Origin of the sequence: Priestia sp. FSL R5-0597, assembly GCF_038006305.1 — a bacterium.
GTDB classification, from domain to species: domain Bacteria; phylum Bacillota; class Bacilli; order Bacillales; family Bacillaceae_H; genus Priestia; species Priestia zanthoxyli.
The window spans coordinates 3223938-3249704 of record NZ_JBBOUZ010000001.1 but is presented as its reverse complement, the minus strand read 5'-3'; the positions used below and the strand labels follow the sequence as shown (position 1 = coordinate 3249704).

The 25767-nt window shown below is 39.9% G+C and carries 28 protein-coding genes; 18 read left to right on the top strand and 10 right to left on the bottom strand.

All coding sequences use genetic code 11. The features are described from left to right. Positions 1 to 79 precede the first annotated feature (79 nt). The 8 genes from MKX72_RS16875 (at position 80) to MKX72_RS16840 (ending at position 4432) form a co-directional block, all read left to right on the top strand. The gene (locus MKX72_RS16875; RefSeq protein ID WP_028414566.1) at positions 80 to 307 is read left to right on the top strand and encodes a sulfurtransferase TusA family protein; all 228 of its coding nucleotides are present in this window, start codon (positions 80 to 82) and stop codon (positions 305 to 307) included. Between the two features lie 46 nt (positions 308 to 353). Continuing rightward, on the top strand, positions 354 to 836 hold the full coding sequence (locus MKX72_RS16870; RefSeq protein WP_013058040.1) for a DsrE/DsrF/DrsH-like family protein: 483 nt from the start codon (positions 354 to 356) through the stop codon (positions 834 to 836). Positions 837 to 863: 27 nt separating this feature from the next. Beyond that, the gene (locus MKX72_RS16865) at positions 864 to 1220 is read left to right on the top strand and encodes a rhodanese-like domain-containing protein (protein WP_033580280.1); all 357 of its coding nucleotides are present in this window, start codon (positions 864 to 866) and stop codon (positions 1218 to 1220) included. A 22-nt stretch (positions 1221 to 1242) separates the two neighbouring features. Next, complete coding sequence (locus tag MKX72_RS16860; RefSeq protein WP_098627577.1) at positions 1243 to 1539, top strand: rhodanese-like domain-containing protein; 297 nt, start codon at positions 1243 to 1245, stop codon at positions 1537 to 1539. 55 nt (positions 1540 to 1594) lie between these two features. Next, entirely contained in the window at positions 1595 to 2146 is a 552-nt protein-coding gene (locus MKX72_RS16855; RefSeq protein ID WP_047750423.1) for a sulfurtransferase TusA family protein, read from the top strand. A 62-nt stretch (positions 2147 to 2208) separates the two neighbouring features. Next, entirely contained in the window at positions 2209 to 3336 is a 1128-nt protein-coding gene (locus MKX72_RS16850) for an MBL fold metallo-hydrolase (protein ID WP_155007875.1), read from the top strand. A 24-nt stretch (positions 3337 to 3360) separates the two neighbouring features. Beyond that, positions 3361 to 3585, top strand: a complete 225-nt coding sequence (locus tag MKX72_RS16845; protein WP_155007877.1) for a sulfurtransferase TusA family protein — start codon at positions 3361 to 3363, stop codon at positions 3583 to 3585. A 70-nt stretch (positions 3586 to 3655) separates the two neighbouring features. Beyond that, complete coding sequence (locus MKX72_RS16840; protein ID WP_155007879.1) at positions 3656 to 4432, top strand: sulfite exporter TauE/SafE family protein; 777 nt, start codon at positions 3656 to 3658, stop codon at positions 4430 to 4432. A gap of 26 nt (positions 4433 to 4458) precedes the next feature. Here MKX72_RS16840 and MKX72_RS16835 read toward each other — a convergent pair whose 3' ends face one another. From MKX72_RS16835 to MKX72_RS16825, 3 genes are all read right to left on the bottom strand, one after another. After that, a complete protein-coding gene (locus MKX72_RS16835; protein WP_186808514.1) occupies positions 4459 to 4635 on the bottom strand; it encodes a hypothetical protein in 177 nt (58 codons plus the stop codon). A 95-nt stretch (positions 4636 to 4730) separates the two neighbouring features. Continuing rightward, positions 4731 to 5270 (bottom strand): DUF2812 domain-containing protein, encoded by a 540-nt coding sequence (locus MKX72_RS16830; RefSeq protein WP_155007881.1) that lies wholly within the window; start codon positions 5268 to 5270, stop codon positions 4731 to 4733. After that, positions 5271 to 5597, bottom strand: a complete 327-nt coding sequence (locus tag MKX72_RS16825) for a PadR family transcriptional regulator (RefSeq protein ID WP_063247412.1) — start codon at positions 5595 to 5597, stop codon at positions 5271 to 5273. Between the two features lie 518 nt (positions 5598 to 6115). Here MKX72_RS16825 and MKX72_RS16820 point away from each other — a divergent pair. The 3 genes from MKX72_RS16820 to MKX72_RS16810 all read left to right on the top strand — a co-directional run bounded on the left by MKX72_RS16820 (position 6116) and on the right by MKX72_RS16810 (position 8648). Then, positions 6116 to 7318 carry an aminotransferase-like domain-containing protein gene (locus tag MKX72_RS16820; protein WP_049165619.1) on the top strand — a complete coding sequence of 401 codons (1203 nt, stop codon included), beginning with the start codon at positions 6116 to 6118 and terminating at the stop codon, positions 7316 to 7318. Between the two features lie 5 nt (positions 7319 to 7323). After that, on the top strand, positions 7324 to 7926 hold the full coding sequence (locus MKX72_RS16815; protein ID WP_155007883.1) for a dienelactone hydrolase family protein: 603 nt from the start codon (positions 7324 to 7326) through the stop codon (positions 7924 to 7926). A gap of 107 nt (positions 7927 to 8033) precedes the next feature. Continuing rightward, positions 8034 to 8648 (top strand): GNAT family N-acetyltransferase, encoded by a 615-nt coding sequence (locus MKX72_RS16810; protein ID WP_155007885.1) that lies wholly within the window; start codon positions 8034 to 8036, stop codon positions 8646 to 8648. A gap of 48 nt (positions 8649 to 8696) precedes the next feature. On the opposite strand, the gene MKX72_RS16805 is transcribed toward MKX72_RS16810, so the two are convergent. From MKX72_RS16805 to MKX72_RS16790, 4 genes are all read right to left on the bottom strand, one after another. Next, positions 8697 to 10643: an FtsX-like permease family protein gene (locus MKX72_RS16805; protein WP_155007886.1), complete on the bottom strand. Its 1947-nt coding sequence runs from the start codon at positions 10641 to 10643 to the stop codon at positions 8697 to 8699. Continuing rightward, on the bottom strand, positions 10633 to 11394 hold the full coding sequence (locus MKX72_RS16800) for an ABC transporter ATP-binding protein (RefSeq protein WP_154990197.1): 762 nt from the start codon (positions 11392 to 11394) through the stop codon (positions 10633 to 10635). The genes MKX72_RS16805 and MKX72_RS16800 overlap by 11 nt, the downstream gene beginning before the upstream one ends. 100 nt (positions 11395 to 11494) lie before the next feature. After that, complete coding sequence (locus MKX72_RS16795) at positions 11495 to 12499, bottom strand: sensor histidine kinase (RefSeq protein ID WP_155007888.1); 1005 nt, start codon at positions 12497 to 12499, stop codon at positions 11495 to 11497. Further along, positions 12492 to 13184 (bottom strand): response regulator transcription factor, encoded by a 693-nt coding sequence (locus MKX72_RS16790; RefSeq protein WP_155008242.1) that lies wholly within the window; start codon positions 13182 to 13184, stop codon positions 12492 to 12494. The genes MKX72_RS16795 and MKX72_RS16790 overlap by 8 nt, the downstream gene beginning before the upstream one ends. 169 nt (positions 13185 to 13353) lie before the next feature. Between MKX72_RS16790 and MKX72_RS16785 the strand changes: the two genes are divergently transcribed. From MKX72_RS16785 to MKX72_RS16775, 3 genes are all read left to right on the top strand, one after another. After that, positions 13354 to 14268 (top strand): NAD(P)-dependent alcohol dehydrogenase, encoded by a 915-nt coding sequence (locus MKX72_RS16785; protein ID WP_155007890.1) that lies wholly within the window; start codon positions 13354 to 13356, stop codon positions 14266 to 14268. Positions 14269 to 14431: 163 nt separating this feature from the next. Beyond that, positions 14432 to 15772: an LLM class flavin-dependent oxidoreductase gene (locus tag MKX72_RS16780; RefSeq protein ID WP_340760526.1), complete on the top strand. Its 1341-nt coding sequence runs from the start codon at positions 14432 to 14434 to the stop codon at positions 15770 to 15772. Next, a complete protein-coding gene (locus MKX72_RS16775; RefSeq protein ID WP_049165604.1) occupies positions 15762 to 16946 on the top strand; it encodes a M20 family metallopeptidase in 1185 nt (394 codons plus the stop codon). The genes MKX72_RS16780 and MKX72_RS16775 overlap by 11 nt, the downstream gene beginning before the upstream one ends. 472 nt (positions 16947 to 17418) lie before the next feature. On the opposite strand, the gene MKX72_RS16770 is transcribed toward MKX72_RS16775, so the two are convergent. Then, the gene (locus MKX72_RS16770) at positions 17419 to 17883 is read right to left on the bottom strand and encodes a hypothetical protein (RefSeq protein WP_033580357.1); all 465 of its coding nucleotides are present in this window, start codon (positions 17881 to 17883) and stop codon (positions 17419 to 17421) included. Positions 17884 to 17985: 102 nt separating this feature from the next. Here MKX72_RS16770 and MKX72_RS16765 point away from each other — a divergent pair, with 102 nt between their 5' ends. Then, on the top strand, positions 17986 to 18528 hold the full coding sequence (locus MKX72_RS16765) for a GNAT family N-acetyltransferase (RefSeq protein ID WP_155007894.1): 543 nt from the start codon (positions 17986 to 17988) through the stop codon (positions 18526 to 18528). A 103-nt stretch (positions 18529 to 18631) separates the two neighbouring features. Here the strand turns inward: MKX72_RS16765 and MKX72_RS16760 are convergent, their stop codons facing one another. Next, positions 18632 to 20062: an MFS transporter gene (locus MKX72_RS16760; RefSeq protein WP_033580300.1), complete on the bottom strand. Its 1431-nt coding sequence runs from the start codon at positions 20060 to 20062 to the stop codon at positions 18632 to 18634. A gap of 492 nt (positions 20063 to 20554) precedes the next feature. Here MKX72_RS16760 and MKX72_RS16755 point away from each other — a divergent pair, with 492 nt between their 5' ends. Continuing rightward, positions 20555 to 22150 carry an FAD-dependent oxidoreductase gene (locus MKX72_RS16755; RefSeq protein WP_155007896.1) on the top strand — a complete coding sequence of 532 codons (1596 nt, stop codon included), beginning with the start codon at positions 20555 to 20557 and terminating at the stop codon, positions 22148 to 22150. Beyond that, the gene (locus MKX72_RS16750) at positions 22150 to 22479 is read left to right on the top strand and encodes a 4Fe-4S dicluster domain-containing protein (RefSeq protein ID WP_033580302.1); all 330 of its coding nucleotides are present in this window, start codon (positions 22150 to 22152) and stop codon (positions 22477 to 22479) included. Before MKX72_RS16755 ends, MKX72_RS16750 begins: the two co-directional genes overlap by 1 nt. 34 nt (positions 22480 to 22513) lie before the next feature. Here MKX72_RS16750 and MKX72_RS16745 read toward each other — a convergent pair whose 3' ends face one another. Next, a complete protein-coding gene (locus MKX72_RS16745; RefSeq protein ID WP_155007898.1) occupies positions 22514 to 23902 on the bottom strand; it encodes an alpha/beta fold hydrolase in 1389 nt (462 codons plus the stop codon). A 176-nt stretch (positions 23903 to 24078) separates the two neighbouring features. On the opposite strand from MKX72_RS16745, the gene ggt reads away from it, so the two are divergent. Next, positions 24079 to 25689, top strand: a complete 1611-nt coding sequence (gene ggt, locus MKX72_RS16740) for a gamma-glutamyltransferase (RefSeq protein ID WP_098627566.1) — start codon at positions 24079 to 24081, stop codon at positions 25687 to 25689. Positions 25690 to 25767: the final 78 nt, after the last annotated feature.

The following is a 25767-nucleotide window of genomic DNA, read 5'->3' as shown; positions in this document are numbered from 1 at the left end:
TATTTAAGGTTGACGAATATCATTATTTAATATAATATACCCTTACAGGTATATGTATATAAAAGGAGAGATAAACACTATGAAAATTGATCAAGTTTTAGATGCAAAAGGATTAGCGTGTCCAATGCCAATCGTAAAAACAAAAAAGGCAATGGATACTTTAACAACAGGCCAAGTATTAGAAGTGCAAACGACAGATAAAGGTGCTAAAAGTGATCTAACAGCTTGGGCAAAATCGACAGGACACGAGCTTATTGATTTTAAAGAAGAAGGCAGTACATTTATCTTTTACATTCAAAAGAGCTAATTTTTTTAAATTCAAATATACCCCATAGGGTAATAGGAGGAACAACATGACTGAGCAAAAGAAACGAACAACAATTGTATTATTTAGCGGTGATTATGACAAAGCGATGGCAGCTTATATTATTGCTAATGGAGCGGCTGCTTATGACCATGAAGTGACGATATTCCATACGTTTTGGGGATTGAATGCGCTTCGTAAAGAAGAAATGGTGCCGGTGAAAAAAGGATTTTTAGAAAAGATGTTTGGCAAAATGATGCCGCGCGGTGCGGATAAAATGGGCTTATCTAAAATGAACTTTGCAGGTATGGGACCTAAAATGATTAAAAATGTCATGAAAAAGCATAATGCCCTAACGCTGCCGCAGCTTATCGAAATGGCACAGGAACAAGACGTTAAGCTAGTAGCTTGTACAATGACGATGGATCTTCTAGGGTTACAGGAAAAAGAGCTGCTAGATAATATTGAATATGCAGGCGTAGCGGCGTATTTAGCCGACGCAGAAGACGGAAACGTAAACTTATTTATCTAAAAGATAGCTCATGAAGTGAGGGTCAATATGATTATTAATGCGCTTATTATCGTCTTTCTGCTGTGGTTTTTGTATCAGCGTTTTGCAACAGTAAAAGGTATTCAGCAAATAGCCACAACGGAGTTAAAAGCAAAGTTAAAAAATAAAGATAACCAGTTTATCGATGTGCGAACACCACATGAATTTCGTACCAAACATATTAAAGGATTTCGAAACATTCCTTTATCAGAATTGCCAGCGCAAACAGGGCAGCTTTCAAAAGACAGAGAAGTAGTCGTTATTTGTCAAAGCGGAATGAGAAGTATGAAAGCAAGTAAGCTGTTGAAAAAGCAAGGTTTTATATCCATTACCAACGTTAAAGGCGGCATGAATACGTGGAGATAAATCAAGAAGGAGGAGACGCAGAGTGAAGACAATAGCAGCACAAGAAGTAGAACACTTAGTAAAAAAACAAGAACAAATTCACATTTTAGACGTGCGTGAAGTAGAGGAAGTAAAAATAGGTAAAATACCAAATGCGTTAAATATTCCGCTTCCTTTATTGGAATTCCGTATGCATGAGTTAGATAAAGCAAAGAATTATATTGTTGTCTGTCGTTCTGGTGGCAGAAGCGGAATGGCAGCTCGTTTTCTTGAGCAGAAAGGCTACAGTGTAACGAATATGACCGGCGGCATGATGGAGTGGAAAGGGGAAACGGTCTAATTTTTTTAGATAAAAATATACCCCTACTAGTATTTAAACCAAGGAGGAAAAAGAAATGATGCAAGCAAACTTCGTATTAGATGCAAAAGGGTTAGCGTGTCCAATGCCAATCGTAAAAACAAAGAAGAAAATGAATGAGTTAGAAGCAGGTCAAGTACTAGAAATTCAAGCAACGGATAAAGGCTCTACGGCTGACTTACAAGCGTGGGCAAAAAGCACAGGTCATGAGTATTTAGGTACCGAGGCAGCAGGTGACGTTCTTCACCACTTTCTTCGTAAAGGCGGAGCTGAAGAAAACGTAACGCCAATTCCTGAAATTTCATTAGAAGAATTTGCGAAAAAAGTAGAGAATGATGAACATCTTCATATTTTAGACGTTCGTGAAGTAGAAGAATACGATGAAGCTCATATTCCAGGCGTAGTTCACATTCCGCTTGGTGAAGTAGAAAAACGTTTCAATGAGTTAAATAAAGAAGATGAAATTTATATTATTTGCCACTCTGGAAGACGAAGTGAAATGGCAGGCCAAACAATGAAAAAGCAAGGATTTAAACATTTAATTAACGTGGTTCCCGGTATGCGTGACTGGACGGGTAAAGTAGAATAACCAATCGATTATAATGGATTAAAAAATTTTGATAGTTCATATACCTAAGGAGGTATTTTAATATGACAGTACATGTACTTACTGCAAAAGAAGTTACATCTAAAATTATCAATAAAGAAGCGTTATTTATCTTGGACGTTCGTAACGAAAGTGATTTTAGCGATTGGAAAATTGAAGGTCATCAATTTCAGCATTTAAATGTTCCATACTTCGATCTTTTAGACGGAGTAGAAGAAATCTTAGAAAAAATCCCTTCTGATAAAGAAGTATTAGTTGTTTGTGCTAAAGAAGGTTCATCCGTGATGGTAGCTGACATGCTTTCTGAAGCTGGTCTTACCGTATCGTACCTTAAAGGCGGTATGAAAGCGTGGAGTGAGTACTTAGAGCCTGTTAAAGTTGGCGATTTAAAAGACGGCGGAGAGATCTATCAGTTTGTTCGTATCGGTAAAGGGTGCTTATCTTATATGATCGTATCAAAAGGTGAAGCGGCTATTATTGACGCAACGCGTATGGCAGATGTGTACATCCACTTTGCCAAAGAACTTGGTGTCACCGTTAAGCACGTGTTTGATACGCACCTTCATGCAGATCACATTTCAGGAGGAAGAGTTATTGCGGAAGCAACAAATGCAGCGTACTGGCTGCCTCCAAAAGATGCACAAGAAGTGATTTTTGACTACAAGGCTTTAGAAGAAGGCAGCGATGTCGTAATTGGTAACACAACGATTACGATTCAGCCTCTTTATTCACCGGGTCATACGATTGGGTCAACTTCATTTATCATAGACGATCAATATTTGCTTTCAGGTGATATTTTGTTCATCGATTCAATTGGACGTCCTGATTTAGCTGGTATGGCTGAAGACTGGGTAGGCGATTTGAGAGAAACGCTTTATACACGTTATAAAGCATTGTCAGATGAGTTAATCGTATTGCCAGCTCATTTTATGATTATTGATGAGCTAAATGACAACGGCAGCGTAGCTGAAAAGTTAGGTGCGTTGTTTGCAAAAAATCACGGATTAAATATTGAAGACGAAGCAGAGTTCAGACACTTAGTAACAGATAATTTACCGCCGCAGCCAAATGCGTATCAAGAAATTCGTGAAACCAACATGGGAAAAGTAAGCCCAGATGAAGAAAAACAGCGTGAAATGGAAATTGGACCAAACCGCTGTGCGATTCGCTAAAACCTAAACAAAGGAGAGAGAGAAATGCAATCAAATAAAGTACTAGATGCAAAAGGGCTGGCATGTCCAATGCCGATTGTTAAAACAAAAAAAGCAATGAATGAATTAGAAGCAGGTCAAGTGTTAGAAATTCACGCAACGGATAAAGGGGCAAAAAATGACCTTGCAGCCTGGGCAAGATCTGGCGGTCACGAGCTTCTTCATACAGAAGAAGGCGACGTTCTTAAATTTTGGATTAAAAAAGGATAAGAAATAATAGACGAAAAGGGTATCTCTTGTAAAAGGTACCCTTTCCTTATATGAAACGGAGCGACTATAGATGGATCTTACATTTATCATCACGCTTTTTCTTATTGGATTTATTGGGTCGTTCATTTCCGGTATGGTCGGTATTGGCGGGTCTGTTATTAATTATCCGATGCTGTTGTATATTCCTCCATTAGTAGGAGTAGGAGCACTAACAGCTCATCACGTCTCAGGTGCAGGAGCCATTCAAGTATTCTTTGCGACATTAGGCGGCGTATGGGCGTATCGAAAAAGCGGATTTTTAAACAAATCATTAATTTTATACATGGGCAGCAATATTCTAATTGGGAGCATGCTTGGAAGCTACCTCTCACATTATATGAGTGAACAAGGATTAAATGTTGTATATGGAGTTTTAGCTCTTATTGCGGTTATGATGATGTTTATTCCAAAGAAAAATGTAGATAAGATAAAAGAAGGCGAACTTCAATTCAATAAAGGGTTAGCTTCTATTTTATCACTGCTTATTGGAGCCGTAGCAGGCGTGTTAGGAGCAGGAGGAGCCTTTATTTTAGTTCCTGTGATGCTTGTGGTGCTTAAAATTCCAACTCGAATAACCATTGCAACTTCACTAGCCGTTACCTTTATTTCTTCCATTGGTTCAACGGTTGGAAAGCTGGTGACCCATCAAGTTCCATTTATACCGGCACTTATTTTAGTTGCGGCAAGTTTAATTGCCTCTCCAGTCGGTGCAAAAGTTGGTCAGAAAATGAATACAAAAGTGCTTCAGTGCATCCTTGCCGGTTTGATTCTAGCAACGGCAATTAAGATTTGGTGGGGGCTACTATAAAAAGCTATGGATTCCCATAGCTTTTTTTATAGCACTTCATCACTTTCCACATACGTTTCAAGCGCAGGATGAAATTCTTTTTGGTAGTGGTTAGACGGACACACTTTCACTATAGTCGCGTGAAGTGCATTAGATTTTGATGTATTTAACACTTGCTTACATTTTGGGCATCGTTCATTAAACAGTAAATGAAACCATTTCACTTTTCATCACTCCTGTACTAAAACCTTTAAATCTTATCGAGTTAATAAGGATTATAACGAGTTTTATACGGAAGGTCAATGAAAAGGGAATCTCTTTAGGTGTTATTAAGCTTTTTTAGCTTACGCTGATACGCAAGGTAAGGAAGTCCTGGAAATACTAAAATTACTGTTGAAATCGCTAATAAAATCTCGCTTATTGTACCTACTGCTTCCGGAAGCCAGCCGTATAAGCTCATAACGTCAAAAAGCAGCAGAAACACCATCGCGACAAGAATAGATAGAGCTGCTTTTCCTACAGAACGCTTTTCTCGTTCGTATCTGTCAATGATCGTTTCTACATCGGAATAAATAGGTTTTGTTCCCGGAGATGCGCTGAAAATATGCATAGCATGACCTGTTGAACAAACGTGCTGCCATCCGGCTTCTTTAAAAAGCAAAAAATATTCATCATCTGCATGTTCTTGAAAATCTAGTGAATATTGAAGCTCTTGAGCCTTTCCTTTTTTTAATGTATATCCAAAAAGAGCCCAACGGTCTAAAAGCCAGCCTTTTTTTGCATAGTCGCTGAGCTTTTGTAAATCTTCTTTTTCGGCAAAAGCAGTCCCGCCGCTCAGTATGTATTTTGTCTTTTTCATTTATAAACCTCCTAAAATATCTTCAGCGTGCTTAATCATTTCTTTGCGGCGCTGAATTTCTTTTTTTAAAAACTGAATTCCTTTTTCCGTTGCAACATACGTTTTCTTTTTGTCTTTGCTTTCGCCACAAAGCATGATTAACTCAGCTGCAAGAAGTTTTTTAATTGTAGTGTACATAGATGCAGGTCCAATCGAAAACTGTTGATTGGTCATATCTTCAATCGTTTTCATGATAAGATACCCGTGTTTTGCTTCTATGAGGGACACTAAGATGTAGTAAGACGTGTCGGTAAGTTCCCCCGTCTCTAATGAATCGTTTCGCGGCATATTCAACCTCCTTATATCATTAAACGATATATCGTTAATTAATATATATCATTTAATGATATAAATAGTCAATAGAAAATGTTAAATTTTAGGTTTATAATTGCGCCATGAACTTCTTTGATACATATATAAAAGGAATGATTTTGAAGAATCGTTTAGTGAGATAAATATATTTGTATAAAAAATTAAGAATTTGTAGAATTTATTGTTTATTTATTTGATTTTTATGTTATCCTTTTTAACATACATTAAATATAAGGCCACATTTATCGTACGACCTTTGATTTGTATTATAAATAGTGAATAAGAAAATATATATTGAAAGGAGAAAGGGAGAGTCAGAGAGGACGCACATGCTAGTTGTCTGTTAAAAAGGCATCTTGCAAGCTGTAAAAGCTGCATAATCTCATGAATAGAAGCATCCGTCTTAATTTTTCTGACTATTCGAATAATTAGTTTTACCATTGAAAGTTTGAGTCACTGCAAAAGTTTAAAATCTAAAAAAGGAATGATCATCAATGAAAGATAAATTTGCCCAACGAGCTAGTCTTGTAAAATCCTCTGAAACGCGCGAAATTTTAAAAGTAACGGAACGACCAGAAGTGATTTCGTTTGCAGGAGGACTTCCAGCGCCGGAGCTATTTCCCGTTGAAGCAATGAACGATGCGTGCCGCGCCGTATTAAATGAAGACGGAGCCGCTTCGCTTCAATACAGTACAACTGAAGGGTATATTCCTTTACGAGAAGCCATTTCGACACGAATGAAGCATATCGGCATCGAGTCCGCTGTTTCAAACATTTTAATTACGTCCGGATCTCAGCAGGCAATCGATCTTACAGGAAGACTGTTTCTTAATGACGGAGACGTGGTAATCTGTGAAAGTCCAACGTACCTAGCAGCCATTAACGTCTTCAAATCTTACAATGCAACGTTTGTAGAAGTAGATATGGACGAAGACGGAATGATTATGGAAGAGCTGGAGAAAAAACTTCAAGAAAATCCGCATGCTAAATTTATCTATACAATTCCAGATTTTCAAAACCCTACAGGACGCACCTTAACGCGAGAAAGACGTCAGCGAATGATCGAGCTTGCGAATGCATACGACGTGCTGATTGTAGAAGACAATCCGTACGGAGGCGTACGATTTGCAGGAGAAACCCTTCCGCCCGTTAAGCATTTTGATACAGAAGGCAGAGTTATTTATATCAGCACATTCTCTAAAATCTTTGCACCAGGTCTTCGAATCGGCTGGGTGTGCGCAGATGAAGCTTTCATTGATAAGTACGTGGCATTTAAACAAGTAGCAGACTTGCATACGGACAGCTTTGCTCAGCGGGTAACGGCTAAGTATATGGAGCTTTATGATATCGAAGAGCACATTCAAAAAATTAAAGCCGTATACAAAGAGCGATGTACACAAATGTTATCTTGTATTGAAGAATTTTTCCCGGAGAATTTGTCTTACAGTAAGCCAGAAGGCGGATTGTTTATTTGGGTAGAGCTGCCCCAAGGAATCGATTCAGCACATATCTTTTCAGAATGTCTAAAAAATAACGTAGCCTGTGTTCCGGGAACACCATTCTTTCCAAATGGCACAAGAAACAACGCGCTGCGCTTGAATTATTCCAATATGTCTGCGGAGCAAATCGTAGAAGGCATGAAGCGCATGGGAGACGTATTGCACCGTGAACTGGCGAGAGAAACGACTGTTTTATAAAAGAAATGAAAAAATCAAATAAAGCCATTTTATTAATTCATGAAATATACGGTGTGAACGATCATATGAAGTTTGTAAAACAGGAATTGTCTAAGTTAGAGGCAGATATTATCTGCCCTAACTTATTATCTAGAGACATTCCTTATAGTTATGAAGAAGAAGGAATGGCTTATCAGAACTTTGTTCAAAACATTGGGATTGACGAGGGTTCAAAACAAATTACTAACATGTTAATTCAGCTAAAACAAGAATATGAAGAAGTAGGGATCATGGGATTTAGTGTAGGAGCCACAATATCGTGGCTATGCAGTGAAAACAATTTGTGTGACTTTGTGATTGGCTGTTACGGATCGCGCATTAGAGACTATATAAATAGACGTCCTGTGTGTCCAACTCTTCTTATTTTTCCCGCTGAAGAGCAAACATTTGATGTAGACTGTTTAATAAACTCACTAGAGCAAAAAAGAGAGCCGCTTTTGGAAATCAAAAAGTTTTATGGATTTCATGGGTTTATGAATCCTTTTTCACAAACCTTTAATAAAGAATCAGCGGACGAAGCCTTCCAAACAGTAAGTGACTTTCTCGAAAAGCACTTAGCTGATCACTAGCTATACACGCTGAAAGTGATACCTTGCAATAAGCAGAAACTGACCCTTTTTCAGTACGTATACCTGTATTAACATTTTCTTTAAACGTATCAAAAAGGAGTGAGGTTATGCTAAAGTCAGGTGAGCTTGTAGGAACAGCGGTAAAACTAGTACCGCTTGAAAACATGCATGAGCAAGGACTCTATGAAGCTGCAAAACCGAAAGAAATTTGGGAGTATCTCCCGGTAAAAGTTCATCGTCTAAGTGATATGAAACAGCTGATTGAAAGTGCTTTAACAGCAAAGCAGGCAGGAAGAGAGCTGCCTTTTGCTGTATTTGATATAGAGTCACATTCAATTGTAGGAAGCACAAGATTTTTAGATATATCACTTCCTAACAAAAGCGTAGAAATAGGGTGGACGTGGTATCATCCATCCGTGTGGCGAACGCGAGTCAACACGGAGTGTAAGTATTTATTATTAAAATACTGTTTTGAAGAGCTGAAGCTTCACCGCGTTCAATTCAAAACGGATGTGCGAAACAATCGGTCTAGAGCGGCTATTAAACGGTTAGGTGCTACGCAAGAAGGCATTAGCAGAAAACATATGCTTTTACCAGATGGATACGTACGAGATTCGGTCATCTTCAGTATAATCGATGACGAATGGCCGTTTGTCAAAAAGCGATTAGAAAATTTTTTACATGAAGCCAGTGTGGAAAATAAAGAAAACGCCAGCAATTAATGGCATTTAAAGATAAAAAGCACAAGCTATAGCTTGTGCTTTTTATTTTTAGAGAGCTTGTTTAATAATTTTTTTATAGTAAAGAACAGATAAAATACCAAAAATAGAGTACAGCGCCGTATAGACAATCATGACGATAATCATTGGTGTCCAAACCTCTGTTCCAAACCAGAACCAGCCGGATTGTACGGCAAAATAGCTGTGAAGCAAGCCTACAATTAACGGGATGCCGAAGTTAAAGAGCTGCTTAATTTTTATTCCGTTTAGTAAGTCTTTTTCGGTAAAACCTAGCTTTCTAAGAATGGTATAGTTTGGCTTTTCATCTTCACTTTCGTCCATTTGCTTGAAGTAAAGAATGCACCCTGATGTGATTAAAAATGCGAGTCCTAAAAAAGCAACAATGAACATGATTAGACCCATAGTCTGCTTTTGGCTCCCTATCATATCCATACGGGAATCATTTAAGCTGTTATTGCTAAATTTCATTTCTCCGAAAAGCTCATTTGCTTTTTGTAAGTTATCTTCATTTGATATGTCCATTCCAGTGTAGACAGACGATTCTTTTTGAATAGAAGGGTCTGCATTCTGTTTAAGCTCATTAAATACAGCATCATCTACAATGGCAGTAGGCAAACCGCCCCCGGTAAAATAAATAGGTAGAAGAAATTCTCGATTTAATCCTACATACTTTTGGGAAATTACTTTTTTCTTTCCTTTTAACTCAATTTGTCCCGAATCTTTAAATGCCATTGTTTTTTGAAGCATATTATTATAGCCGGTAAACAATGTTTCGTTTTGAGCTAGATTTAAGCCATTAACTGATTTTTCACTAATCATCGGAATCGTCATAGCAGATGAGTCTACCATTGGACTTTTTAGTTCATGTTCTAAGATGCTTTTTACGTTTGCTTTTACTTGGATGACGTCGATCTTTTTTTCTGTATATGCTATTTTCTTTTGATCCAGCGCCTCTTTAAACAAAGCAGCGTCTTTTGTATTATTGATAGCAAAATCGTTAGGTACATAGTCTCCAGCCGACTTTTCAGCAGAGTAATAGGAAATGTAGCTCAAACATAGAAAACCTATAGCAAGAGCCGATACGGTTGTAATAACCGTCAGTAACAGTGCATTTGATTTCATGCGAAACATAATGGAAGAAAGAGATAATACATTGTTAATCGATAAATAGCCTTTTTTGCTTTTACGCATCAGATTTAATAAAAAGCGAACTGATCCTTTATAAAACAAATAGGTTCCGATGATAACCGAAGCTAAAATAGATACCATTGCGATGGACAAAGCATTCATGCTTGTAAAAGATCCGTCAAACAATTTAGCAGAAATATAGTAGCCGGAAGCAATAAAGATCATGCCAAGAATTCCAATAATAATTTCAAGAATACTGATTTTTTTTGTTTTGCTTTCTGTAGATGACGTAACGCGGAATAGGGCTAAAATGGTCTGTCTTTTAATAAAAAGATAGTTCATCGTCATGATTAACAAATAGATGACGCCGAACACAATCAGCGTTTGAATCAAGGCTTCTTCTGAAAAGTGAAGCTTGGCAATGCCTTTTGTATCGGTGATTTTAAACAAAATCATAATGACCGCTTTTGAAAACGAAAACCCAATTAAAATGCCGACAATCAGTGAGGCAAAATACAGCATAAAATTTTCAACGGTCAAAATACGGAAAATTTTTGTTTTGGTCATGCCAATTAGCTGAAATAAGCCAATTTCTTTACTGCGTCGCTTAATAAAAATCGTATTTGCATATAGTAGAAAGATAGAAACAATGGCTACAAGTAAAACAGAAGCGGCCCGAACCGCCGCGCCTCCTTTAATGGAGCCTTTGGTTGCATCAAGAGCAGGATCGTACTGAAGCGTGACAAAAGCAAAATATAAAGCTGCGCTGAAAATTAGTGCAAAAACGTACAAATAATAATTTTTTACATTCTTTTTGAAGTTGCGGAAGACGAGCTGATTAATATTCATCTTGCACTCCGCCTAGCACGCCTTGCGTTTTCATAATATCTTCAAAGAAGTCTTTTCGCGTTTGGTCGCCTTTATACAGCTGCGTATAAATTTGTCCGTCTTTTATAAAAATGACTTTACTGCAGTAGCTGGCTGCCACTGGGTCATGCGTTACCATCACAATCGTTGCGCTTCTTTTGTCATTAAGCTCGGTCAGTTTGTTTAATAAATCGCTAGCTGCTTTTGAGTCAAGTGCACCGGTTGGTTCGTCAGCAAAAATCATGCTTGGCTCATGAATAAAGGCTCTTGCAGCAGAGGTACGCTGCTTTTGTCCGCCCGAAATTTCATTTGGATATTTGTCTTTCAGCTCGTAGATGCCAAGCTGTTTGGCTAGAACGTCAAATTTTTTGTGAGCTACTGCTGAAGGAGTTTTGACAACAGAAAGCGGCAAGAGGATATTTTCTTTGACTGTCAGCGTATCCAGTAAGTTATAGTCTTGAAAAATAAAGCCTAAATGTGTTTTTCGGAAGTTTGCTAACTGCTTTTCTTTCATTCTGCTAATTTCATTTCCTTCAATTTTGATGGTTCCGCCGTTGATTTTATCAATCGAGGAAAGCACGTTAAGAAGCGTCGTTTTACCTGAGCCTGAAGCGCCCATAATTCCTACAAATTCTCCTTTCATAATGGTAATATCTACCCCTTTTAATACTTCTTGTTTATTAAATTTATTTCCGTAGCTTTTGTGAATATTAGTAGCTTCTAATATGTTCATATGTACTCACTCCTTTGATCTGATACGTTTATTATAGAAAAAGGGCTTTAGCTTTTCCTTTGATTCACCGAACAAATGACGAAAGCATGTGACATTTTTGTCACATGCTTTTCATATCAACAAAATCATTTGATTTAGGAAAGGCAAGTGTAAACGTCGTGCCTTCGTTAAGAACGGACTTCACGCCAATGTGAATAGAAAGAGCGTGCGCAGCTTTTTGAGCGAGATACAAGCCCATGCCTGTGGCACGGCTGTCTTCATGCTGAGTGGTTGATGTAAAACCTTTCTCAAAAATGCGCGGCATATCTTGAGGAGAAATGCCGCGTCCGCTGTCTTTTACCTCGACGTACACTTGACCGTTGTGCTTGTAGCTTCTAATCATTACGTCAGATGCTTCACTGTACTTGACTGCGTTTGTTAAGAGCTGTCTCATAATAAACGAAAGCCACTTTGCGTCACACAGTACACGTTCTGCCTGTATGTCCACATCAAACCCAATCTTTTTTTGCATACACCAAGCTTGCAGCGTTTTGATTTCAGTGAAAATAAGGGACTCTAAATCCAGGTGTTCAATATACATATCATTTTCGATAAAGAAAATGCGCTTTTGATGCAGCTGTTGATCAAGTAAAAAGTGAATACGGAGCCACTCGAACGTCAAGTTTGCTTTAACTTCTCGATTTTCTAAGCGTTCAATTATTAAATGCATTGCAGTTAACGGCGTTTTAATTTCGTGAATCCAAGCTAACATTTCATCTTTTTCCTGCGTCACGTGCAGCTGAGTTTGCACCGCATCTTTTTTCGCCTGTTCTAATTGTTGCATCAGATTTTGCTGAACAATCTTTTCAAAGGGGCGCAGCGGATGAGAAAGAGTAGAAGAATCAAAGAAATCCTCTTCATCTTTTAACCCTTGGTAAAATTTCGTTTCTTTCTGATAGCGGAAGACGCAAAAAATAAGAAAGATAATCGATGATAAAAACACGATATAAAGAATCGAAGACAGAGGAATGGATTCATCAATATAAGCGATAAAAAGCATTAAAAGATGCATCATAAAAAAGAAAAGAATCCAGCTTAGACGCTCGCGAATAAAGAGTTTAATCATAGCGTTCCTCTTCAATCGCTACGTAGCCTTGACCGACTTTTGTTTCAATAAAGCTTCCCAGTCCAATTTCACCTAACTTTTTTCGCAGGCGATTGACGTTTACCGTTAGGGTATTATCACTGATAAACCGTTTATCTTCCCACAAACTATTAATCAGCTCATCTCGGCTTACAATCGTATTCTTTTTATATATTAAGCATTTTAAAATAAAGATTTCATTTTTGGTTAACTCAATAGCTTTAGATTCCGCTGATACTTTATTTTTTTCGTAATCAATCGTTGCGCCTTGCCACGAAAGAAGGCTTACTTGTTCAACGCTGTAATTATACACGCGGCGGAGAAGGGCCTGTATTTTTGCTACAAGCACATCAAAATGAAACGGCTTTTGCACAAAGTCGTCGGCTCCAAACTGCATAGACATGACCATATCAGAAGGATGATCTCGTGAAGATAGGAATATAATAGGGATTTTCGAGTGAGAGCGAATCATTCTGCACCAGTGGAATCCGTCATACTTCGGCAGCTGAATATCCATAATCACTAAATCAGGTTTTACCTCGCTAAACTCCTGCATAGCGTTACTGAAATCACGGATGCCATAAACATCATATGACCATTGCTCCAACCGCTCTTTCAGTTCGTTAAACAGCGTTACATCATCCTCAATTAAAAGAAGTTTAAACAATAACACGTACCACGCTTTCTGTTTTTATACTTATTTTATAGCAATATCCTTTTATTTACCATATATGTTAGTAGATTCATAGGGGTTCTTTTTAAAATGTAAAGAATAGCACTGGCTGAGCATAGTTTATAAACATACGCTGAACTCTAAGAAAAAAAGGAGAGCTGTTATGAAAGCAATGGTATGTACAAAGTATGGAAAACCAGACGTTTTTCAGCTTAAAGAAGTAGAAAAGCCTACTCCAAAAGAGAATGAAATACTCGTAAAGATTTATGCAACTACAGTGACATCGGGTGACTGCAGAGTGAGGAACTTTAATAGTCCACTATTATTGTGGCTTCCTATGCGAATAGTTTTGGGATTACGGAAGCCTAGAAAACCGATACTAGGAGTAGAATTGGCTGGAGAAGTAGAGGAAGTAGGGAAAAACGTAACGAAGTTCAAAAAAGGAGATCAGCTTTTTGCGATGACAGGTATGAAGTTCGGAGGATATGCGGAATATATCTGCTTACCAGAAAAAGGGACAATAGCTATAAAGCCAGAGAATATAACCTATGAAGAAGCGGCTTCTATTTCTTTTGGTGGCACAACGGCTCTGCATTTTTTTAGAAAAGGAAACATTCAAGTCGGACAAAAAGTGCTTATCTATGGTGCTTCAGGTGCGGTAGGAACTGCCGCTGTACAGCTTGCTAGCTATTACGGGGCCGAAGTGACAGGCGTGTGTAGCGCCAAAAATAGCGAATTAGTAAAATCTTTAGGAGCAGATTACGTCATCGACTACCAAAACGAAGATTTTACTAAAAAAGAAGAAAGATATGATCTTATTTTTGATGCCGTTGGAAAACTTACAAAAAACCAGTGTAAGGAAGCGTTAACACTAAATGGACGCTTTGTTTCAGTAGAAGGACAAGGAATTGCGAAAGTGCAGACGGAAGATTTATTGTTTCTTAAAAAGCTCATGGAAGAAGGCCGGATCAAATCAGTCATTGATAGATGCTACTCTTTAGAACAAATTCCAGAAGCTCATAAGTATGTAGAGACCGGACATAAGGTAGGAAATGTGGTTGTAGTTTTAAAGGAATAAAACTACATATTTGAAAAGATGATTTGACTTACCCGGATAGTAGGTATAACATGCAGATAAGTCAACTAAACAGCTATTTAAAACCAATCGACCAGACGACTGGAGATGCTTTGAACAATCAAAGCATCTCTTTTTATTTGTCGTGAAAAGGAGGAAGTATACGTTGAGTAAAAAGAGAAAGCTAATGCTAGGAGCAAATATTAAAGGACTTGGAAATACGACGGATGGATGGAGACATCCGGACGTAGAGCCTGATGCGAGCATTAATATTGAGTTTTATAAGAAACAAGCGCGTATATTAGAAAAAGGACTTTTCAGCTTTGTCTTTATTGCGGATGGATTAGCCATATCTGAAAAGTCTATTCCTCACTTTTTAAATCGTTTTGAGCCCATTACGCTGCTGTCAGCTCTTGCTGCTTCTACGAGTCACATCGGACTAGTTGGAACGGTTTCAACAAGTTTCAGTGAGCCTTTTACAATCGCTCGTCAGCTGATGTCTCTTGATCATATCAGCGGTGGCCGAGCAGGATGGAACTTAGTTACTTCTCCGCAAGAAGGGGCAGCGCGCAATCACAGCAGAGGATATCTTCATGTTCACAGCGAGCGATACGAAATGGCAAAAGAGCATCTCGACGTAGTAAAAGGGCTGTGGGATTCGTGGGAAGACGATGCTTTTATCTATCAAAAAGAAACCGGTCAGTTTTTTGATCCGAAAAAAATGCATACGCTTGGGTTTAAAGGCAAGCATTTTCTAGTTCAAGGGCCTTTAAATATTGCTCGTTCAAAGCAAGGACATCCGGTTGTATTTCAAGCTGGCTCATCAGAAAGGGGAAGAGGTTTCGGAGCGGAAAATGCGGATGCGATTTACACAAATGCACATACACTAGAAGAGGCGCAGGCATTCTATCAAGATATGAAAAATAGAGCGAAAAATCACGGGAGAAATCCTGAAGAGCTTCTCATTTTTCCAAGTATTGATTTAATTATAGGAGATAGCGAGGAAGATGTAGAAAGAAGATATGGAGAGCTTGCTGCTTTAATTCCAATTGATCATGCCATTACATATTTAGCTCGTTTTTTTGATGATTATGACTTTCATCAATTTGACGTAGACGCACCGTTTCCAGAGTTAGGGGATATCGGAGCCAATGCCTTTCAAAGTACTACAAATAAAATTAAACAAGCGGCGGCTGCTAGGAAATTAACGTTAAGACAAGTGGCGCTTGAAACAATTTTGCCTCGTTCGCCGTTTTCAGGAACGCCAGAGCACGTAGCGGATGAAATGCAAAAATGGTATGAGCAGGAAGCAGCGGATGGATTTGTGCTTCGCCCGTTTATGAGCGAGACGTTTCATCAGTTTGTGGAAAAAGTGGTGCCTATCTTGCAAGAGCGTGGGCTTTACGACACTTCATACGAAAGCAATACGCTGCGCGGGAATTTAAATCTTTCCGTTCCAGCCAATCGATATAGTCAAACAAAGGGGGAGTTTGTATATGACAGTTAAATCAATCGGTGAATACAGCGTCACAGAAAGCTTAAAGAAGCAGGTAATTGAGTGGAGAAGACATTTTCATCGCTATCCTGAATTATCGTTTCAAGAGCACCGAACGGCTCAGTTTGTGGAAGATACGCTTCGTTCGTTTGAAAGCTTTGTCATTACGCGTCCTACACCAACAAGCGTGGTAGCTAGATTAATAGGGAAAGAAGAGGGAAAAGTAGTTGCGATTCGAGCGGATATGGACGCGCTGCCGATTGAAGAAGAAAATACGTTTTCATTTGCTTCGGTTCATAAAGGCGTGATGCATGCATGCGGACATGACGGTCACACGGCTATTTTGCTAGGAGTAGCTTCTGTGCTTTCTCAGTTAGGAAATGAATTTAAAGGAGAAATTCGCTTGATTTTTCAACACGCAGAAGAGCTGCTGCCCGGGGGAGCGCAGGAGCTTGTGAAAGAAGGCGTGATGGAAGGTGTGGATTATGTAATTGGTACGCACTTGAATTCTGGTCTTCCGGTCGGAGAAATCGGCGTGCTTGCAGGTCCTATGATGGCTTCGCCTGACACGTTTAACATATCGATTAAAGGAAAAGGAGGACACGCCGCAGCGCCTCATGAAGCAGTTGATGCCATTGTGGTAGGAGCGCAAATTGTGACCAACCTTCAAACCATTGTTTCAAGAACGACGAATCCAATTGATAAATTAGTTGTATCAGTTACACAATTTCACGGAGGAACTACGCACAATGTACTTCCTGATAAAGTGGAGCTGAACGGTACTGTTCGAAGTTTTGACGCGGCTCTGCGAGAAAAAGTTCCGGCACAAATTGACCGGATTGTAAAAGGACTAACAGAAGCCTACGGCGCAGAGTACACGTTTACGTATGAAAAAGGCTATCACCCTGTCATTAACTCTGAAGAAATTACGCGTTTAATTGAAGAAACAGCTATCGAAGAATATGGAAAAGAACGGGTTAAAACGCTGTCTCCTAAAATGGGAGGAGAAGATTTTTCAGCTTACCTGCAGGAAACGGAAGGGGCGTTTTTTAACATTGGAGCACGAAATGAAGAACATAACATCGTATACCCTCATCATCATCCGAAGTTTACGGTAGATGAAGCCTCGCTTGAAGTCGGAGTAAAGATGTTTTTGCGCGTTACTGAAAAGCTGTTGGCTCGTTAAAAAAAGAGATTCAGACATACAATGACCCAATTTAAAGACGAAAAAAGGCACAAAGGAGCTCGTATGGATTGCTTGTGACACGGCTGTTGGTTTCCGTGCAAGACTTCGCTTTCCGCGGGCGGCCGGTGAGCCTCCTCGTCGCATACGCTCCTGCGGGGTCTCACTTCTTCCGCTTTTCCCGCAGGAGTCTTCGTCTTGTCCTCCAACCAACAGCTAGAAGCTACTACATAGATTAAATCTACGTTCGCTAGCACAATGAAAAGATCCCAACTGTTTATGGTTCGGATCTTTTTTCAACTAAACTACGTTTGTCCCACCGACTCTTCTTTACGACATCTTACTTTGTATCCTTATAATTCGTCGCAAATCCTGCTGCAATTAAACCAATTAGACCTAGCACTCCTACAATAACCGTTATGACCACTATGCTCACCTCAATCGCTCTGAATAATACGCTTTCATTTGTTTAATTTTACCATGAGTCTTCGTATGAAAGAAGCTTTTCTTTTAAAGGCTCGAGCTTCTTAAATTTTCGATCATAGCTTTGCCGTTTTAACATGTCGTTAGTGATTATCAAGGCATCTTCTTTACGCCCTGCATACAAGTAGGCTTCAATGACTTCGTCAAATCCTTCTGAGTAAGGGAATTCTTCATATTTTGCTAGTTTAAATGAGGCATCGTAGTGTTTCGTTGATTCTTCATATTGCTTTAGTTTTAAAAGCATACGCCCGTTCGCTAAATGTAAATCAGCTCGTTCTAAATCGGTAAGGGTATGGAGTTCAATTCCTTGGTTACGTATATCAAGAGCATCTCCATAGCGCTTTTTCTCTTCCAGCTCAAACGCTCTCTCGTAAAAATGATCAAACTTCGTTAGCGGTCTCCTTGATTTATACAACTTGTAAATGCCGTATAGAATCAAAAGCAATAACCAAAGCAATTCCTTCAACTCTCTTTCATTTCTTTATGTATAATATTTATAATAAAGGAAATTAAAACTAATTGATAGATTGAATGAAAGAAATACGTGTGGAGGTATAAGATGGTCATCAACCAGCAGATTTACCATGTAAAAGGACTTCGGTACATCATTCGTTCAGCTCACATTAACGATGCAAACGAACTGTCTCACCTAAGAGTTCAGCTAGATGGAGAAACGGAAAACTTAGATCGTGAATCAGGAGAAGGGTATATGGACGAATCCGACTTTGAAAAACTTATTCAACGTGACACAGAAAGTAAACGAAACTTATTTTTAGTAGCGGTTGTACATAATGAAATTGTCGGATTTTCAAGATGTGAAGGTAATGAGTTGAAGCGATTGGCTCATAAAGTAGAGTTTGGTGTATGCATCGCAAAAGAATATTGGGGATACGGAATTGGCAAAGGTTTTTTGCAGCAATCCATACTGTGGGCAGAGAGCGCGACCATGAAGAAAATGACGCTGAATGTGTTAGAAACGAATAAAAAAGCCATTGATTTGTATGAAAAGTTCGGATTCGAAGTAGAAGGGGTATTAAAGAATGACAAGGTGCTGTCAGACGGCAAGTTCTATAATACAGTAGTGATGGGGCGCTTTGCATAGCTTTTTACGAGGATTTTTTTATCGATCTTTAAAGAAAAAAACACCTTCAAGTACACTATACTTGAAGGTGTTTTGCGTTTCGCCTGTTTTACTAGAATGATAGTTAGTGATAGACCTCACTTTTTTCACTAAAGCTTTTATTGATTTCAAATCCTTGTTCTTCTTCTTTTTCGACATCTGTGCCAATAGGCTCCCACTTAATAAGAAACGTCGCGATCAGACCAATAACGGGAACGATTGTAAGGACGAGAAATGTTGTATAAATTCCGCCAATCGAAAGGACAACCGGGAATAAGTAAAAACCTAAAATGCTGCCGATACGCGTTGTTCCTTGCCCCCATCCAGAGCCTAGCCCTCGCAGTTCAGTAGGGTAAGAAAGAGTGGCCATTGTCATCCCTTGCGCTCCCGGGCCAAAAGATTGACCAAAAATAAATAAAGCAATAAATAAAATGGGCAGCGCAATAAAATGAGTATCACCTGTTAGTCCCATCAGGACCAAGCTTAAAGAACAAATGATATAGCCTGTAATCGCAAGTTTTCTTATGCCAACTTGTTCAGTTAGCCGTGATTGTGTAAAGCCGCCAATAATCCCAAATAAATTAAAGAAAAGAGTACCGATAATTGCATAAATCATTCCTTTACCAAAAATAAGCGTGGAGATGGTTGGGATATAGAAGCCAACTGCAAAATACTGCATACTTTGAGTAGCCGTAATGATGGAAGCTAGAAATGTCCGAGCCCGATACTTTCCTTGGAAAATAGCTTTGTAAGACAGTTTTTTTGAACGAGATACTGGTTCTTCTTTTGCATTTTTAGCCACCGTGACTTGTATGTCATAGGTTTTCTCTAACACCTTGACAGCTTCTTTAAGCGGAAGATGATGAGCCGCCCACATTGGACTTTCATCCATGTAGCGGTAGCGCAAAATTAACACGATTAGTGCAGCAACAGCTCCAAATCCTACCGACCAACGCCAAATGTCTTCGTGCTGCCCGAGCAGGTAAAAAGGAAGAACAACAAGTCCAGTAACAGTTGCGGCCACGTACCACAAGGGACACCACAAGTTCACGTATTGGCCTTTTTTCTTTAAATTACTAAACTCAGCAATAAAGCTGAGCGCTACCGGAACATCTAGTCCTACGCCTACGCCCATTAAAAACCGAAAGATAAATAACCAAACTAAATCAGTCGCTAAAGCAGCGCCAAGAGCAGAGAATACCATGAAAAATAAATCGATTAAAAACATTTTGTTGCGGCCGAATTTGTCCGTGTAATATCCTCCTACAGTAGCTCCTAGCAAGGCGCCAAAGGCCATAATAGCTGTAAGGCTTCCAAGGCCGGCAGGAGAAAGGTTAAATTGTTCCTTTAATTGATCAGCTCCAATTCCGAGACTGGTAAAGTCGTAGGCATCGACAAAAATGCCCCCTAAAGCTACTAAAATGATTTTCCAGCTTTTAGAGGTAACTGGATTTGAATTAACAAAGTTGATAATGTCTTGACGGGATTGAATTACGTGTGGTTGAGCACTTGCCATACTTGACCTCCTTATCGTATTAAAACCCTTAACCAAAGAAACAAAAAAGACTCTCATCTATTAAAAAGAATGAGAGCCTCCAGTTGTCTGGTCGGTTTTTAAATCCTATATGTTTAGTGAGATTAATTTACCAAAAAATTCATAGAGTTGTCAATACGAGATACGAACGATTCAAATAAATTCTAAGAATAACATAATCATTGACAATCGTAGCATAAACTTTTAATATATAATTAAACAAAGTGAATTACTTGGTATTGATGATACTGTACGAAAAAGCGCCTACTAGGCAACTGGAGGCCAGACCATTGTGGTGAAACAAATGGACTGGTCTCCTTTTTATATTGAATGGGTGTTATGGAAGAGTTGGATTCTGGAACGGAATAGTTGGTATAGATTTAGCGATGAGCAAAATAGTCGAGTGGATAATAAGCAAGGTTTTTCTTAATAAGGTTTTTGAGAGCGCAAACATTTTAAGAGGGGGATCCGTATATGACTGCCGACTTTCATTTTCATACAGATGTATTAATTATTGGAGGAGGCCCTGCCGGTGCATGGGCAGCTCTGCAAGCAGTTAAAGAAGGTGCAAAAGCTGTACTTGTTGATAAAGGATATTGCGGAACGAGCGGAGCAACTGCGCCTTCGGGTACAGGAGTTTGGTATGTGAAACCTACTTCTGATGAACAGCTGGAAGCAATGAAAAGCAGAGAAGAGCTGGGGGGATATTTAGCTGAAAGAAGCTGGATGAAACGAGTGCTTGATTGTACGTTTGAACAAGTAAATGAATTAGCTCATTTTGGCTATCCGTTTCCTGTAGATGAAAAAGGAATTTCTCAGCGAACGACACTTCAAGGGCCTGAATATATGAGGCTAATGCGGCGTCAGCTTCAAAAAGCAGGCGTACAGATTTTAGATCATAGCCCGGCACTGGAGCTTCTTGCAGATGAACACGGTGTGGCAGGTGCTTGCGGAATTAATAATCAAACGAAAGAAACATGGAGAGTGGAGGCTGCTGCAGTTGTGATTGCAACGGGAGGCTGTGCATTTCTGAGCGGAGCACTCGGTACAAATGTTTTAACAGGAGACGGTTACTTATTAGCTACAGAAGCAGGTGCGTCGCTTTCCGGCATGGAGTTTTCAAATGCTTATTCGATTTCACCAGCTTTTTCTCCAATCACAAAATCAGCATTTTATAAATGGGCTACATTTTATTATGAAGACGGTACAGTGATTGAAGGAGCCGGTTCTCATAAAGGACGCTCCATCATAGCCAGAACGTTAATGACCCAGCCTGTTTATGCAAGGCTGGATAAAGCGGATGGACGTATTCAAAAAGCAATGCGCTTATCACAGCCAAATTTCTTTTTATCGTTTGATCGTCTTCATATGAATCCCTTTACTCAAATGTTTCCAATCACCCTGCGTTTTGAAGGAACCGTTAGAGGAACAGGCGGTATTCACATTATAGACGAAACGTGTAGAACCGACATTCCAGGGTTATATGCAGCCGGAGATGCGGCAACACGCGAATTAATCTGCGGAGGATTTACCGGAGGAGGCAGCCATAATGCAGCATGGGCTATCTCTTCAGGCTGCTGGTCAGGAAAAGCAGCGGCAGCATTCGCTGTTAAGCAAGGGCGAAATACTGCAAGTCGGCATGCCAAAGGCTTATCAGAAGCGTCAGGAATCACAAAGTCAGTAGCTTCTTCTGATTCAGCTGATACGAAAGAAATGATAGCATCGGTTCAGCGCGAAGTCTTTCCATATGACCGGAACTGGTTTCGTGAAGCAAGATTGCAAGATTCTCTGACGAGGTTAAATGCGGTGTGGAATGAGTTGAAGAACGGAGTGTATGATAAAGAAAGAAACATCGTGAGAAGTCGAGAGCTTGCGTCCATGACTGCCACCGCGCGATGGATGTATACAAGTGCATTAGAAAGAAAAGAAACGAGAGGAATGCACCGGCGTGACGATTTTCCGTTTATGGATTCCAAGCAGCACTACCGGATTCTGAGCGGAGGCGTGCAGGAAGTTTGGGCGAGACCCTTAGGTACAAAGTCTTCTAATCACGTAAAGGGGGTTATATAATGATCGAGATCCTTAGTGAAGACCGGTGTATTAACTGCAATCTTTGTGTATCCGTTTGTCCAACAAATGTCTTTGACCGCTCTCGCATGGGAGGCGCTCCTTCCATAGCTCGTCAATCCGATTGTCAAACTTGCTTTATGTGTGAACTGTATTGTCCGGTAGATGCTTTGTACGTGACGCCTTTAGCTGAACAAACTGCAGAAGTAGATGAACAGCACCTAATTAATCATCACCTGCTCGGAAGTTACCGAGAAGCTGTAGGCTGGGGAAAAGGAAGAAAATCCACCGCTTCTTCTGATCAGTCGCATATCATCTTAAATAGAAAATAGACAAAAAAGAGCGGACAAAGCCGCTCTTTTTTCTTTACTTTTGCGTTTCACGAACCCATTTCACAATATCATCAATGACATAAGAAGGAATGTTGGCTGAAACAGCATATTCATCGGGCTTACTTTTTTCACCGGACCCTTCTGTGAAAAAGTGGTTGAGCTTTGGATAAAGCTTAAAGGAAGTGTCGGAACGCTGAGATAAACTTTGCTTCCAACCTTCAAAATCTTCGGTCGTTACTTGATAATCACGCGCTCCTTGTAAAAGAAGCAGCGGCGTGTTCTGAGATTTTGCAACTTCTGCAGGGTGCCAGTGAGCTAAGTCATACCAAAAATAAGGCGTGCCAAGCAAAAATTCTTTTGGCGGCTGAGCTGGCGAAAAATTTGGGTCTTGTAAAATGGCAAACTGCTGCTGGAAAAAAGAAAGCTGCTCTTTCGGAAGCTGATTCAGCGATACAAGATAGGCAAATTGTTCAAGCATTAACTCTGGAAGTGTGCGGCTCGGTGCAGCAAGTAAAACAGAGCCCCGCACGCTTTTATCAGGCGTTTGATTTAAAATTCTGGGCATCATCATGCCGCCTTGACTGTGTCCTAGTATAAAAATGTTACGGCTGTCGATGCCTTTTTGTTTCGCCATTGCTTTGACTGCGAGTACGGCATCATCAGTTGTTTCATCGTCAACGCTTATTTTACTTTCACCGGACATTTTAGCTGTATGTTCGTATGTACGCTTGTTGTAGCGTAAAACGGCAATTCCTTGAGAAGCCAGTCCTGAAGCCAGATCTCGAAACGGCTTTAAGCTCATAAAGGTTTCATCTTGATCAGAAGGACCTGATCCGTGAACTAAAATGACAACGGGGACATTTTGATGCTTTGAACGTGTTGGAAGAGTGAGCGTTGCTGGAAGTTCGTAAGGTGCTTTGCCGATTGAAAGCTGTGTTTCTCTGTAATTCTTAGGGGTGTCATAAGGCGGTGTGGAAAATGAAAACTGGCGCTCGTCCGGCACAATTCGCCAGTCATCGATTTGACGATTTTGACTAAAACGAACGGTTAAAGTAGCTGATGCATGTTCAAATTTAATGGGAATGTCTATATTCCGATGAACGGTATTGACTTCGCCTTGTACAGCTGTATCAATCTTTTTTACAGCACCAAGCTGAGCGGTTAAAGATGACCACCACGTTTTTAGGTTATCTTCACTCATTTTTGCCTGCAGGCTGCGGGAAAAGTAGCGCGTAGCTTCTTTTGTTTTTCCGTTCGATAGATTGGTTAGAAATGAATTAGCTCGTTTGTATTCAACTTTTGCTGAGTGATGAGCAGCATTCGCCGCTGCTTCAGCTTGAATGGTTGAAGTGGACATAGGAAGTACTTGAAGGCCGAGAGCTAAAGAAACAGCGAGTGGAAGGGCAGCTTTTACTTTTTTCATACATCATCCTCCTTGGGGATTCTTTTACTCTACCAGTATACCAATTTTAGGTAAATGAAGTCATGTCATTCTGAGATAAAAAGAAAGGCGCTGGGCTATAAATATGGTAAAATAAAGAAGTTAAATTATTTAGAAAATTAAAATAAATTAAGAAGTGTAAAAGAGGAGGAGCTTTTATGAACTATGATCCGCATTATCATCCATATCCATCTTACCAAGTGCCCGTTTATGCAAAGAAAGGAATGATATCCACATCTCAGCCGCTTGCAGCGCAGGCAGGTCTTGATATCTTAAAAAAAGGAGGTAATGCTATTGATGCAGCGATCGCGACAGCGGCAAGTCTTACCGTATTAGAGCCGGCTTCTAATGGGATCGGAGGAGACGCGTTTGCGCTTGTTTGGACGAATAATCAGCTGTATGGACTAAACGCGAGCGGACCTTCTCCGCAGTCTATTTCCATTGATGCGCTGAAGGAAATAGGATACAAAGAAATTCCTAAGTACGGAATGATTCCCGTTACGGTTCCCGGTGCTCCGGCTGGTTGGGCTGCTTTATCAAAGCGATTTGGTAAACTGCCTCTTTCTCAAGTGCTGGAGCCTGCTATTCAATATGCTAAAGAAGGATTTCCGTTAGCTCCTACACTCGCTAAACAATGGAAACAAGCGTACGATACGTTTAAACGAGTACATACAAGCGAAGAATTTGAATCGTGGTTTCAAACGTTTGCGCCGAATGGACGAGCACCAAAAGCAGGAGAGATGTGGTCATCTACTGATCATGCTCATACGCTTCAGCTCATTGGTGAGACAAATGCAGAAGCCTTTTATAAAGGTGAGCTTGCAGAACGTATGGATGCATTCTGCAAAAAATATGGCGGCTTTTTATCAAAAGAAGATTTGGCAGCTTACGAACCGGAGTGGGTAAATCCTATTTCCGCTCACTACCGTGGATATGATGTTTGGGAAATTCCTCCGAACGGACAAGGGCTTATTGCGTTACTGGCATTAAATATCGTAAAAGGCTTTGAGCTTCAAGAAAAAGACGCCGTCGATACGTATCATAAACAAATCGAAGCGATAAAGCTTGCGTTTGCGGACGGAGCAAAATACATTACCGAAGAAGCGAAAATGAACGTACCTGTCAGGGAACTGCTGTCTGATACATATGCAAGCTATCGCCGCAGCCTTATAGAAGAACATGCTCTGCAGCCTGAAGCAGGAGAACCTGTCGGAAGCGGAACAGTGTATTTAGCAACGGCTGATGAAGAAGGAAACATGGTTTCATTCATTCAAAGTAATTATATGGGCTTTGGTTCTGGAATTGTTGTGCCAGAAACGGGAATTGCTCTGCAAAACCGCGGTCACAATTTTTCAATGGACCCTAATCACGATAACTGTCTTGCTCCTAATAAAAAAACGTTTCATACCATTATTCCAGGCTTTCTCACTAAAAATAATGCGCCCGTAGGACCTTTTGGCGTGATGGGCGGGTTTATGCAACCGCAGGGACATATGCAAGTTGTCATGAATACGATTGACTTTCACCTTCATCCTCAAGCCGCTTTAGATGCGCCAAGATGGCAGTGGAAAAAAGATAAAACGGTGCTTGTTGAGCCGACTTTTCCTTCACACGTAGCACAAGCGCTTGAACGAAAAGGACATAAAATTGAAGTAGCCGTGGATTCGATGGCATTTGGGCGCGGACAGATTATTTGGAGAGACCCTGAAAGCGGCGTGCTATGCGGAGGAAGTGAATCACGAACGGATGGTTGTGTAGCTGGATGGTAAGAACAAAATAGATCAAGAAAGAAGCCCGTACTGATTAGAGTCGGGCTTTTTTCATGTCTCAACCTTATGTATAAATCT